Annotated in this window: 10 protein-coding genes; 3 read left to right on the forward strand and 7 right to left on the reverse strand. The window is 56.7% G+C overall.

Features of this window, described 5'->3' with window-relative positions:
- The first annotated feature begins 67 nt into the window (after positions 1-67).
- Both K227x_RS24050 and K227x_RS24055 read left to right on the forward strand, forming a co-directional pair.
- Positions 68-1,279, forward strand: a complete 1,212-nt coding sequence (locus K227x_RS24050; RefSeq protein ID WP_246146179.1) for a M20/M25/M40 family metallo-hydrolase — start codon at positions 68-70, stop codon at positions 1,277-1,279.
- Positions 1,276-1,521, forward strand: coding sequence for a (2Fe-2S)-binding protein (locus tag K227x_RS24055; RefSeq protein WP_145173917.1), 246 nt, complete (start codon positions 1,276-1,278; stop codon positions 1,519-1,521). Before K227x_RS24050 ends, K227x_RS24055 begins: the two co-directional genes overlap by 4 nt.
- Positions 1,522-1,594: 73 nt before the next feature.
- On the opposite strand, the gene K227x_RS24060 is transcribed toward K227x_RS24055, so the two are convergent.
- From K227x_RS24060 to K227x_RS24075, 4 genes are all read right to left on the reverse strand, one after another.
- A complete protein-coding gene (locus K227x_RS24060; RefSeq protein WP_449314270.1) occupies positions 1,595-3,769 on the reverse strand; it encodes a hypothetical protein in 2,175 nt (724 codons plus the stop codon).
- A gap of 458 nt (positions 3,770-4,227) precedes the next feature.
- Positions 4,228-6,402, reverse strand: coding sequence for a Tex family protein (locus tag K227x_RS24065; protein ID WP_145173923.1), 2,175 nt, complete (start codon positions 6,400-6,402; stop codon positions 4,228-4,230).
- A 7-nt stretch (positions 6,403-6,409) separates the two neighbouring features.
- Positions 6,410-6,991, reverse strand: a complete 582-nt coding sequence (locus K227x_RS24070) for an ATP-dependent metallopeptidase FtsH/Yme1/Tma family protein (RefSeq protein ID WP_145173926.1) — start codon at positions 6,989-6,991, stop codon at positions 6,410-6,412.
- The gene (locus tag K227x_RS24075; protein WP_145178390.1) at positions 6,988-7,548 is read right to left on the reverse strand and encodes a YaiI/YqxD family protein; all 561 of its coding nucleotides are present in this window, start codon (positions 7,546-7,548) and stop codon (positions 6,988-6,990) included. Before K227x_RS24075 ends, K227x_RS24070 begins: the two co-directional genes overlap by 4 nt.
- A 162-nt stretch (positions 7,549-7,710) precedes the next feature.
- Here K227x_RS24075 and K227x_RS24080 point away from each other — a divergent pair, with 162 nt between their 5' ends.
- A complete protein-coding gene (locus K227x_RS24080) occupies positions 7,711-8,025 on the forward strand; it encodes a hypothetical protein (RefSeq protein WP_145173929.1) in 315 nt (104 codons plus the stop codon).
- Between the two features lie 122 nt (positions 8,026-8,147).
- Here the strand turns inward: K227x_RS24080 and K227x_RS24085 are convergent, their stop codons facing one another.
- The 3 genes from K227x_RS24085 to K227x_RS24095 all read right to left on the reverse strand — a co-directional run bounded on the left by K227x_RS24085 (position 8,148) and on the right by K227x_RS24095 (position 13,082).
- Positions 8,148-8,954: a lysophospholipid acyltransferase family protein gene (locus tag K227x_RS24085; RefSeq protein WP_246146181.1), complete on the reverse strand. Its 807-nt coding sequence runs from the start codon at positions 8,952-8,954 to the stop codon at positions 8,148-8,150.
- A gap of 112 nt (positions 8,955-9,066) precedes the next feature.
- Entirely contained in the window at positions 9,067-10,596 is a 1,530-nt protein-coding gene (gene malQ / locus K227x_RS24090) for a 4-alpha-glucanotransferase (protein ID WP_145173932.1), read from the reverse strand.
- An 8-nt stretch (positions 10,597-10,604) separates the two neighbouring features.
- Complete coding sequence (locus K227x_RS24095) at positions 10,605-13,082, reverse strand: glycogen/starch/alpha-glucan phosphorylase (RefSeq protein ID WP_145173935.1); 2,478 nt, start codon at positions 13,080-13,082, stop codon at positions 10,605-10,607.
- Positions 13,083-13,452: the final 370 nt, after the last annotated feature.

The raw sequence follows: 13,452 nt of genomic DNA on the forward strand, positions 1-13,452 counted from the left end.
AGGAGGATGATAAAGCACGACCATATTCTAATGACCCTGCCCCGATTCTCCTGTCCCCGAGTGTAACGTGCCAGCGAAAAAGAACGAAGCTGATACTCTGATCGAAGTCGATTCCAAGTCGGCACTGGAGCGATTCATCTCGCTAGCACGGATCCCGGGCAAAAGCGGCGAAGAAGCGATGGTGGCGGCGGCGATCATCGAACACTTGAAGGAAGCCGGCGTCGCCGCTTCGCAGATCAAGTTCGACGATGCCAATACCCGCACCCCCATCGCCGGTGACTGCGGCAACCTATTCGTCTCGCTGCCGGGAAACGGTTCGGGACCACGAACCCTGCTATCGGCCCACATGGATACCGTGCCGATTTGCGTGGGTAGCCAACCGATGATCGATGGGAAAGAGATCCGCAGCAGCGTCGAAACGGGTCTAGGAGCGGACGACCGAGCCGGCTGCGCAGCGATCTTGACCGCCATCGTGGAACGGCTTGCCAAGGGCGACGAAAACTATCCACCGGCCGTCATCAGCTTTCTGATCCAAGAAGAAGTCGGCCTGCAGGGTGCCAAGGCCATCGACAAAGACGCGATCGGCCACGTCGACCGAGCGTTCAACTTTGATGGCGGAACCGTCGAAAAACTGACCATCGGTGCAATCGGCGGCGAGCGGATGTCGATCCAGGTCAACGGGATCCCCGCACACGCCGGCGTCGCCCCCGAAAAGGGTGTCAGCGCCATCGTGATCGCTGCACGCGCGATCGCCGACCTGGACGCCCGCGGGTGGCTAGGCAAAGTGGTCCAGGATGCTGGGGTCGGCACCGCCAACGTCGGCGTCATCCAAGGCGGCGATGCAACCAACGTGATCACCCCCCAAGTCAATCTGCGCGCCGAAGCCCGCAGCCATGATGCGGAAATGCGAACTCGAATCGTCCAAGAAATCCGCTCGGCCTTTGAACGTGCGGCCAGCGAAGTGAAGTCGGACGACGGCCGAACGGGCAGCATCGAATTCGATTCCAACGTCGACTACGAATCCTTCCAATTGGCCGATGACCATCCCTCGATCGCGGCTGCTTTCGATGCGATCCGCCGGATTGGCCGCGAACCGTTCGCCGAAGTTTCCAACGGCGGACTGGATGCCAATTGGTTGTTCCTGCATGGCATCGAAGCGGTGACGATGGGGTGCGGTCAAAAGAACATCCACACCGCGGACGAACGACTGGTGATGGCCGACTATGACGACGCCTGCCGAATCGCCACTTGGCTGATCACCGACGGAGCCAGCGGATGATCGACGAAGATCAAGAACTGTGCCTTTGCTTTCACGTCACACGCCGTAAAGTGGTCCAGTACATTCGCGTCCATCGACCGAAAGTCGTCAGCCAGTTGTCGCAGTGCTACGGTGCCGGCACCGGATGCGGATGGTGCCGTCCGCTGCTGAAACGTTTGATGGAAGACACCGACCCACAATCGGTCGAAGTCCCCGATGCGCAAAGCTACGCTCGCGATCGCGCCCGATACCGCAAGACCTAAAAAAAGCCTCGACACCCTTGGGCGTCGAAGCTTTGAATTGGTTCGCTGAAACTGCCGCTGGCGCGGGAACGCGTTAGTTGCAGTTCGTACAACCAGCGCCCGTTTGGACGGGAGCTTCGATGATCGGTCGTTCCATCGATTGGCCTTCGTACACGCCTTGGCCCGACATGGTTGCGTCGATGATTGGGCCGTCAAAAACGACACCGTCCATCACGGATTCACCAAGTGGTTGGCCATCGATGATGTGCTCCGGTGGCAGCGACGACGATTGGTAATGCGATTCATCGGTACTGCACACGGGCACCTGGATCGTCGTTGCAACGGGCTTGCACACACGCACACGGACCGTTCGACATTTCTGGACCGGCACGCACACACTGTACGTTTCCGGAATTTCCTCGGTCACGCAGTCGTACACCTTCACGTTGTAGTTGCGGACGCGTTGCTGCGGCACACAGACGGTGAAGTTGACTTGGCGGCTGCGAACCTGAGTTTCCATTCGCGTGCACTGGATGGTCCGGGTCCGGGTTTCGGTGGTCATCGTGGTTTGCGGAATCAAGCGGGTGCGGGTTTCCAATCGGGTCCGCGTGACAGGTACCATTCGCGACCGCGTTTCGGTCGTCATCCGGGTCACGGGGACCATCCGAGTACGAGTTTCGGTGCGGCACTTGGTCACTTGATACTGACGCGACCGTTGTTCTTCGCGGTATCGCTGCACGGGAACCATCCGAGTACGATCCTCGGTCTTGTATTCCGTGTAAGGAACCGTTCGAGTCCGCGTTTCGGTTCGTGATTTCTGAACCGGTACTCTGCGAGTACGAGTTTGCGTGGTCATCGTTGTGACGGGGATATCGCGGGTACGAGTTTCCATGCGGGTGCGATTGACGGGCACTTCGCGGGTGCGAGTTTCGGTTCGATACTTCGTCACGCTGTACTGGCGACTGCGTTGTTCGGTTCGTGTACGAGTGACCGGCACCGATCGGCTACGAGTTTCGGTTTTGTACTTGGTCACGTTGACAGTTCGCGAACGTGTTTCGGTACGGCAACGGGTGACAGGCACCATTCGGGTGCGAGTTTCGCAGGTGTAGCTTGTCGTGGTGTAGCAGTAGGGCACCTGGGTGCATTGGTTTTGGTAGGTCGTGACAGGAACCTGTTCGCAGACCAAGTTGGGCACGTAAACCTTTCGATAAACAATCGTTGGGCAACAAGCATCGCCCACCACTCCGCTATTGCAGGGATCGGCATTGCAAGTGCATGCGGAAGCCGACAGACAGCCACCGCGGCAACCGCCGACCAAACCGCCCAATAGACTTCCGATCAACCCTTGCCCGCCGGTCAGGCAGGACGATGGAGCGACCGACGATTGAACTTCGGTAGGCACGCATTGGTAACTGCCCTGATCACGCGTCACGGTCTTCATCGTCGTCACGGGAACGCAGCGATTGACGGTGCGATACGCCGTGTGCGTCTGTGTTACCGGAACCTGAACTTGATAGTTCTGGGCCACATGTTCGACGTACGGAATGTTGACGGTGTAGTTCTGCTGAACCGCTTCGGTGTACGGAACGGTCACGGTGTAGGGCTGTTCAATGTTCTCGGTATAGGGAACATCTACCTGATAGTTCTGAGTTGCCATTTCCGTGTAAGGCACCTGAATGGTGTACGACTGAGTCGTCGTTTCGGTGTAGGGCACCGACACCTGATAGGTTTCGGTACGAGTCGATGTGACGGGAACCTGAACCGTGTAGGTCTGTTCGACTTCGTCGGTGTAGGGGACTTCGACCGTGTAGGTTTCGTCGCGAGTTTGGTGAACGGGAATCTGCACCGTGTACCGCTGTTCCACCTGGTCGGTGTAGGGAACGCTAACGGTATAGTTCTGCGTTTGAATTTCGGTGTAGGGAACTTCGACCGTGTAGGTTTGTTCGACTTGGTCGGTGTGCGGAATCTGAACCGTGTACGCCTGGGCCACCTGTTCGGTGTACGGGATCGACACCTGATAGGTCTGTTCGATCTGCGTGGTCACCGGAATCTGAACGGTGTACGGCACCTGTTGGGTGTACGGAACGGCAACCTGAACGTTGTAGTTTTCCGTCCGCGTTTGAGTGGTCGGAACCTGGACCGTGTAGGTCTGTTGGCGCGATTCCACGCGAGCGACGCGGCGAGTGACCGTGCGCATGCGAGTGCGGGTTTCGCGTTGGTACGCGGTGTAGGGAACTTGGCGTGTTTCCGTGACGTACTGCGACCGCATCACCGTCCGCGGTTGATACGAGATTTGCGGCCCGCATGCATCGCCCAGGAAACTGGATGTTCCATTGGCCAGTGTGGTTCCGGCTGTCACCAGCGTTAGAGCCGACACCCAAACAAACTTGACAAACCAGTTCACAATCGATTCCTTAACAGGCGAAGTTCGTCGATCGACGACAAACGATACTAGGGGCGATGTCCGGCATGAAGAATTCTGGGACGCCCCGAGAATTCCACCCATGCGTTATCAAGAGCCTAGATTCGCCAATCGGCAAGACAATCAATCACTTGTCAGAAAGGACGTTTTTCACGCCCGGTTGTAACGGTTGCGTCCGGCCGATCGGTTGTCCGGATCGCGCGGTTCCCATTGGATGCATCGGAATCCAAAAAACAAACGGCGAATCACCAAGTGATTCGCCGTTGGGGGAAAGTCAAGTTCGCGTTGTCCGACGCCAGGCGGATTTAGAATTTCCGCGTTACCGAGATTCGCTTGCGTGTCAGGTCGATCTCCATCACCTTCACTTTCATAACGTCGCCGACGGAAACCACGTCACTGGGATCACTGACGTAGGTATCCGACAACTGCGAAATATGGATCAGCCCGTCTTGGTGCACGCCCAGATCGATGAAGGCACCAAAGTGGGTCACGTTGGTGATCACGCCTTCCAGCACCATGTCGGGTCGCAGGTCCTTCATGTCGTTGACCTTGTCATTGAACTGGACTGCCCGAAACTCGCTTCGCGGATCCCGCCCCGGCTTCGCCAATTCCGTAATGATGTCGGTCACGGTTGGCACGCCATAGCGATCACTTACGAACTGTTCCGGTTGAAGTTTCTGGCTTAGACCTGCATTGCCGACCAACGCCTTGGTGTCGGTGCCAAGTTTTTTGGCCATCGCTGCGACGACGCCGTAACATTCGGGATGGACCGCCGATTCATCCAGCGGTTGATCGCCACCGCGGATCCGCAAAAAACCAGCCGCTTGTTCGAAAGCTTTCTTGCCTAGCTTGGCGACCTTGGTCAATTCGCTGCGGTTGCGAAAACGTCCGTTCTGGTCACGGTACTCGACGATGTTCTCGGCCAATTTGGGGCCGATACCCGCCACGTGGGACAACAGCGGGACGCTGGCCATATTCAGATCCACCCCCACCTGATTGACACAGGACTCGACAATCCGGTCCAAACACTTTCGCAACTTGGTTTGATTGACATCGTGTTGATACTGACCGACGCCGATCGACTTGGGATCCGATTTGACCAGTTCGGCCAACGGGTCCTGCAGACGTCTGGCGATGCTGATGGCGCCGCGAACGGTGATGTCCAAGTCCGGAAACTCTTTCCCTGCCAACTCGCTGGCCGAATAGATCGATGCCCCAGCCTCGCTGACCATCACCTTGGTGATGTCCAACTTGTGTTGTTTGATCAGGTCGCCAACAAATGCGTCGGTTTCGCGTGATGCAGTCCCGTTGCCGATCGCAACCAATTCGACGTTGTACTTTTGGATCAATTCCAACATCGTTTTGGCCGCGCCTGCGGAGTCGGACTTTGGCGGTGTCGGATAGATCGTGCGGTTGGATAGGAATTTTCCCGTCGCGTCGATCACCGCCACCTTGCAGCCCGTTCGAAATCCAGGATCAATCCCGATCGTGACGCGTGGTCCAGCAGGGGCAGCCATCAACAGTTCGCGAAGGTTCTTTGCGAACACTTCGATCGCTTCTTCGTCGGCTTGCTCTTTCAACGCTTGCAACATCGACGACTCGGTCGCCGGCATCAGCAAACGGTCATAGCAATCCTGGGCGGTGCGGACCAACGCATCGTGAAATTCGAAGTCGCGGTTGTGAATCACTTTGGGTTTGAACCGACGCAACATTTCTTCGTCGTCCAACGACACGCCAATGCGAAGCAAACCATCGGCTTCCCCACGCAGCATCGCCAACAATCGGTGCGACGGGATCCGAGCGGCTGATTCTTGATGGTCGACGTACAGTTCGAACTTTTCGGCTGCGGCGTCTTTCTTTCCACGCTTGGCTTGCGACGTGATCCGACCTTGCTTGTTGCCCTGGTCGATCATCCACGACCGAATCTCGGCGTCTTCGGACCACTGTTCCGCCACGATATCCATCGCTCCCTGCAGCGCAGCATCCGAATCGGGAACGTCTTTGGCGGCGTCGACGAACGCGGCCAGGGTTTCCGATTGCGAACGGCCCAAGCGTTTCTGGTCCAACAACAAATGGGCCAACGGTTCCAATCCCCGTTCACGGGCGATCGTGGCCCGGGTTCGTCGTTTGGGTTTGAAGGGCAGATAGATCGCTTCGAGCGCCGCCAATTCGGTACAGGCGTCAATTTTGCGGCGCAGTGCATCCGTCAACAAACCCTGTTGATCGATCGACTTGATCACCGTCACTTTTCGCGCCGCCAATGCCGTTGCTCGTTCAAGCGAATCCTCGATCAATCGCAAAGCAACCTCGTCGAGTCCGCCGGTTGCTTCTTTTCGGTAACGAGCGATGAAGGGAATCGTATTCCCATCCTGCAGCAGTTCGATCGCTGCGGCGACCTGGTGTTCGGTGGCCCCCAAGTCGGTGGCGATTTGGCGAGCGAGCGCCGACAGGTTGATGGGGGCGGATGACTTCGTTGCCATGAATATCTCAGTCGGTATGTTTGATCGATTGGTCTAAAAAGTGTCGTACGGCTCGCCCGCTGATGGTCGTTCGCACGACCAATTCGGTGGCGATCAGCTTGATGGCTTCCGCGTAGGCATCGTCTCGCAAAATATGCTCGGTCTTGTCAAGGAATCGTCGCTGGTAACGTTCCATCTGACGCACGCTGCCGGGCCGTGACCGCACCAGTCGTTGGATCGCCCGCAAATCTTCGGCCGCACCGGACTGACAATAGTTGCCGGTAAAATGCGCCTCGGCAACCATCCCGGCATACAGGATCAACACCTCGTCTTCGAGCCAATCTTTGGACGCCTTGGATCGGCCTTTCTGGATCTGGCACAGCCCCAACCGGGTAGCACCGGTCTGAAGTTTACCCGGTTCGATGGTTACCTTTTGGATCGGACGGCCCAACAGCGTTGCCATCACGGCATGGCCGGCTTCGTGGTATGCCGTGGCGACTCGGTCGGCCAGTTGTTCAGGATCCCATTGACTTGCATCCCATTTGGCACGCTCAGGCGGTGGCTGACCGGCGTCGTCTTGCCCACGATGATTCGGGTTCTTTGCACTCATTCGGACAGCCTATCCGTATCGGCCGGCGCCGCCGTGTCACCCGTCCCATCCGAATCCGCAGGTTGCTCGGTCCCGTGGGATTGGGAACGACGCCGTCTTTCGTCGGCGCGAATGGCGCGGGTCAACAGCCGGTCGAAGGTTGCTGCAAAGGCCTTTTTGTCGGTGGCACTGTAGGGCGACGTCCGGCCCACCACCATGCCTTCACCACGCAGATCATCCATGAAATTTCGCATCGACAATCGGGAAGCGATCGTGTCTTGGGAGTATTCAACGCCGCGGGGGTCGATGACGTACAACCCGCCGTCCACCAAATCACTGGCCAAGGGCACATCGGCCGTGATCGCCAAATCACCGAAATCGGCCGTCATGGCGATATAGCGGTCGGCTTGATCGGCGCCTTCGGGCACGGTGACCGATCGCACCTGGGCATAGGCCGGGGGGGCGACGACCGGGCGGTTGGCGACCAAGATGGTTTCAATTTCCAGCCGCTTGGACGCTTTAAAAACAATCTCTTTGACGTCGGTCGGAGCCGCGTCAGCGTCGATCCAAATCTTCAAAGCAGGTTTTCCTGGAAACAGCGAAATGGCGGATGAATGGCGGTTTGGCGGCGACTGACCAAACGTGTCAATCGTGACCCCGATGATGATTTCTGTCGAGGGCAAGTCAGTTTCTTGCCGCTCGAAGATTGGTTTTCCACCTGAATCACGGAAGGTTTCACGATGTCCAAATTTTACGCTCAATCCGGCAGCCGCTCGATCGTCATCACCGCCGAAAACGCCCGCGAAGCAGCGACACAATTGGTGGATCACGTGCTGGGGGATCATGTCTGGATCTACGGCGACGATTCGCTAAGCCAATCCGACCGCCGCGCCCACCTGGCGATGGAAACGCTGCTGACCCTAGACCATCAGGTTTCGGTTAGCCTTCGTGGTGCCGGACGCGACGATGCCGGCAACTTTGATATCGCTGAACTGGTCAACGATTGGCACCGGCTGATGACCAGCGTCAGCCGCATGTATGGACAATCGGTGTAGCGGCTAGTGCGGCCCCGCATACTCGCATACTCGCATACTCGCATCCCAGCGGCCCCGGATGTCCAACGGGGGGCAATCGATCACGCCATCCGAAATTCCACGGTGCACGCTTTGACGTTTTTTCAATCGGCCCAACTGGCCAGCCGCGACTCGATGAACTCGATCACTTGCTGGTGCTGTGCTTCACCGCGGCCCACGACATCGATGGGAGATCCGAATTCGAAATGCACGGTCTTGCTGGGATCGATCGGGCCCAAGTCTTTGATCCGCTTTCCGTTGCCCCATGCATCGGTCCGCAGCGCGATCGGAATGACAGGCACGCCGCAGCGCGACGCCAATTTGATGCCGATCGAATTGAACTGTGATGGATCGAACGACGTGCTTCGTGTGGTCTGCGGAAAAACGACGACCGAGATGCCTCGTTGAAGCCTTTCCGCACCCTGGGTCATCACGACCTTGAAGTCTTCCCGTGCGTTGACTCGCGACACTGCGATCGGATTGCGCGAGCCGAGAATGTGTCGAAACACCGGATAGTCCACCAAGCTTTGCTTGACCACAAAGGTCACATCACAAATCGGTTGAACGATCGCTGGCAACACGATCGTTTCCAACATGCTCATGTGGTTGCCGACAAACACACAAGGCGAGTGCAACGATTGCAAGTTCCCAGTGCCGGCGACTTCGACGGTGATGCCTACTGATTCCAGGGCACGCAGCACTTCAAAACTGGTCCGGCTCCACGTTTCGTTGTCGTATCTGCCGCGTTTTGCAACCCGGCTAGAACGCAGAACGTTGCGCACAAACTGCTGATAGAAATGCAGGGTTGGAAACGTCCGTCCGACCATTGACGGTGGCTGACCTGCCGACCGATAGCCCCCATCGACGTATTGAATCTGGTCGTCACGACGGGGTGGCACAAGGTCGGACACGGCAACGATCGTTGTTGATAACGGTAAAGCGAGATCCAAGCGGATCGAAAGGTCCACAGACGATACGAGACGACTGCGACCCGCAGGTTTGGTGATCCAACGAATTCGTCGATCAGGCGGGTTCTTTGACCAGGCGATCTGAACTGGCCATCCGATTGGAACTTTGGGTCATCTCGCGAATCCGATCGGCAAGGTCGTCCGTGATCATTCCCGGCGTCAATCGCCAAGCCCAATTCCCATCGGCTTTGCCCGGCATGTTCATCTTAGCTTCGTTCCCGAGACCCAAGAAATCTTGAATCGGGACGATCGCGGTATCCGATGCGGATTGATAGACCGCGTCGATCATTTGCCAGTGCACATCGTCGCCACCGGTGACGATTTCATCCAGTGGATCCGGCGCGTCGGCGCGTGGCTTGCGACTGCGATACCACCCCACCAACGTGTCATTGTCGTGCGTACCGGTATATGCGACCGAACGCTCGGTATAGGAACGAGGGCGATGGAAATCGTCCTCTTCGGTATCGAAACCAAACTGGAACACTCGCATCCCGGGGAACCCGAGTTCATCACGAAGTTGATGGACCGCTTCGGTGATCATCCCCAAGTCTTCGGCAATCATCGGCAATTCGCCAAGTTTACGCCGTGCGGCCTGAAACGGCTTTGCACCGGGGCCGATCACCCAACGTCCACTGACGGCCGTTTTGGCGGATGCAGGCACTTCCCAATACGCTTCGAATCCACGGAAGTGGTCGACGCGAAGCAGGTCAAACTGCTGCAAGGCTCCGCGGAATCGTGCGGTCCACCAGGCATAGTCGGTTGATTCCAGCACATCCCAGCGGTACTGAGGGTTGCCCCACAGTTGGCCGGTCTTGCTGAAATAATCGGGCGGTACACCGGCGACTAGCGTCGGCTTGCCGAACATGTCCAATGCAAACAGATCTTGGTTGGCCCAAACATCGGCACTGTTGTGCGCGACGAAGATCGGCATGTCGCCGTACATCTGGATGCCGCGGTCGTTGGCGTAGGCCTTCAACCGTTTCCACTGTCGATCAAAAATGAATTGCTGGAACTCTGAAAAATCGATTTCGTCGCGCAGCTTCTGGTCCCAATTTTCGATCGCGTCCGAAAAGCGGCGCACGATTTCGATCGGCCACTGGGTCCAGTCGGAATTTCCGAAGTGCCGCATCATCGCTTCGAATCGTGCGAATTCGTCCAACCAGCTTGCACCGGCAACGAACTGATCCAGCGATGCTTGGATCTGCGGGTAGTTCCCGCTGGTGAATCGATCGAACGCCTTCCTTAGGATCGCTTGCTTGAACTCCGCCACGGCGGCGTAGTCCACTTTGGACGAATCGGCGGACACAGATTCCGATGGTTGAATATCGTCTGCATCCAGCAATCCGTCTTGGACAAGCAATTCAGGACTGATCATCAACGGGTTGCCGGCAAACGCCGAATACCCGCTATACGGCGAATCACAGGCCGACGGTGGCACCAACGGCAGGATCTGCCAGATGCCTTGACCGGCGGCTTGCAAAAAATCGACGAACGCAAACGCGTTCGGACCGAGGTCGCCGATGCCATAATCACCTGCAAGGCTGGTGATGTGGCAGAGCACTCCTGAAGATCTTTGGAAACGCATCGTTCGAATCAGCCCTTTCCGTTTTTTTGTGCTGCGCCGCTCTTTGCAGCGCCCAGCGGCTTCGCCTTCCAAATTTCGTCCGCATACTGACCAATCGTTCGGTCGCTAGAGAACCACCCACTCGTGGCCGAATTTAGAATGCTCATGCGATTCCAAAGTTTCTGGTCCGAGTAAGTCTTGGCGGCTTCGGCCTGTGCATCAATGTAGCTTCGGAAGTCGGCGATCGTCAGCCACTGATCGTGCGGATTTCGCAAACCCGAAGTCAGCAGATCAAAGATCCCTGGCTCAGTGGCATTGAAATGGCCGCCTTCGATCAGTTCCATCACGCGTCGAATATCTTCGTCTTTCGAAATGATCGCGTTCGGATCGTAGTCCTTCTTGGTCGCCACCACTCCGTCGGCATCCAGGCCGAACAAGAAAAAGTTTTCCTCGCCCGCCTTCTCGCGGATTTCGATGTTGGCACCGTCCAGAGTTCCGATCGTCAACGCACCGTTCATCATGAACTTCATGTTGCCGGTACCCGACGCTTCTTTGCCAGCCGTCGAAATCTGCTCGGAAAGCTCGGTTCCCGGACAAATGATCTCCATCGACGAAACGCGATAGTTCGGGAAAAAGACAAGTTTCAACATGTCCTTGTTCATCGGATCCGAATTCACCACCGACCCCACGTTGTTGATCAATTTGACGATCAACTTTGCCACATGGTATCCCGGGGCCGCTTTGCCGCCGATCAGAACACAGCGTGGGACCATGCCCTCGGTGTCGCCGCGGCGAATACGGTCATACAGATGGACAACGTGCAGCACGTTCAACAGTTGTCGTTTGTATTCGTGGATCCGTTTGACTTGGACATCGAACAACGCCGACGTGTTGAATTCAACGCCGGTGTTGGCTTTGACGTACTGAGCCAAACGTTGTTTGTTTCTCTGTTTGACGTCCGACCATTTCTTTTGGAACGCAGGATCGTCGGCATAGGGCACCAACTTCTCTATTTGCCCCAGATCGGATTCCCACCCGGTGCCGATGGTTTCGTACAACAGGTTCCGCAGGTCTGGATTGCAGTGCGACAACCATCGACGCTGGGTCACACCGTTGGTCTTGTTGTTGAACTTCTCGGGCCACATCGCATAGAAGTCAGAGAACAACCCGCTCTTCAACAGTTCGGTGTGCAACGCCGCCACGCCGTTGACCGAGAAACTGCCGACGATCGACAGATAGGCCATGCGGATGTGGGGCTGATCCCCCTCTTCGACCAACGACACACGACGTCGCAGTTCCATGTCGCCGGGGTACAGCTTGGTGACCTCGGCCAAGAAACGTTCGTTGATCTCGAAGATGATTTCTAGCAAACGTGGCAACAGACGGCTGAACAAACTGACCGACCATCGTTCCAAGGCTTCGGGCAGCAACGTGTGGTTGGTGTAGGCCATGCAACCGGAAGTAATCTTCCACGCCTGATCCCAATCCAAACCGTGTTCGTCCATCAACAGACGCATCAACTCGGGAACGGCCGACGCAGGGTGCGTGTCATTCAACTGGAAACAATTCAGCTTGCCGAAATCGGTGAAGTCGTCTCCGTGCTGGTCAACCCATTTTGCCAAAACATCCTGAAGGCTAGCCGAGACCAGGAAGTACTGCTGTTTTAGCCGCAGCTCTTTCCCGTTCTCGCTGGCATCATTCGGATACAGAACCATCGAAATCTGCTCGGCGTTGTTCTTCTGAACCACGGCGTCGGGATAGTTGCCCGAGTTGAATTCTTCCAGGTTGAACACGTCGGTCGCTTCGGCTTTCCACAGGCGAAGCGTGTTGACGGTTTCGTTCTTGTAGCCCGGGATCGGCATGTCGTAGGGCACGGCCAACAAATCGTGGGTTCCCACCCACTTGCTGAACGGTTTCCCCTGGTCGTTGATGCCGCGGTGGGTGTGCCCGTAGAACTTGATCGTCCGAGTATTTTCTGGTCGCTCGATTTCCCAAGGGTTGCCTTCACGCAACCAGTGATCGGGGGCTTCGACTTGGCGACCATCTTCGATGTATTGATGGAACATGCCGAATTCATATCGGATTCCATAGCCAACCACGGGCAGCTGCAGGTTGGCACAGCTGTCCAAGAAACATGCGGCCAAGCGGCCCAAGCCACCATTGCCGAGACCCGCATCCGGTTCGGATTCTTCGATTTCCTCTAGCTTCAATCCGTACTGGTGAAGCGCCAGACGGGCATCTTCGTCCAAGCCCAAATTCTGAATCGCGTTGTTCAGCGAACGACCAAGCAGGAATTCGAGGGAGAAGTAATGAACACGACGTTCGTTGCTTTCGGCAAACCGCTTTCGCGTCGCTCCCCAGTGCTTCGTCACTCGATCACGAACCGCTGTCGCCAATGCCCGATAGTAATAGGCGTCGTCTGCTTTGTCGGTGAAGTGACCGAGCGTGAAGTACAGGTGTCGCCGCAATTCTTCGGGCAACGGCGCTAGGATGTCAGCGATGGGCATGCTTGGGGTGGCCTTCGGTGTAGCTTTCAATGTCTAGTCCAGCATTTCAATTGGAGGTCTGTCTGCGTATATCGTCTATCGTCGGACAGATCCCTACGAATCGCAAATATTGTCACGGAATTCTATAGCTCTGTCGACGTTCATCTGCCAGCGTCCGATTTCGGCCCCCAACGATCCGATGAATGCGGGGGATGCCGTTATTGAAAAACGCGGCAGTCGTGCAGACTGGTATCGATTGTCGTCTGGACACGTCAAGCCCACACCGCCGCCGCATCCGTGAAAGACGCCACCAGACTGCGATCCGCCATGCAAAATGCAAATCAACCACGGCGTGAAACAAACCGCCTGTCCGAGTGAAACTTTGCAATCG

This window comes from Rubripirellula lacrimiformis (assembly GCF_007741535.1).
GTDB lineage: Bacteria > Planctomycetota > Planctomycetia > Pirellulales > Pirellulaceae > Rubripirellula > Rubripirellula lacrimiformis.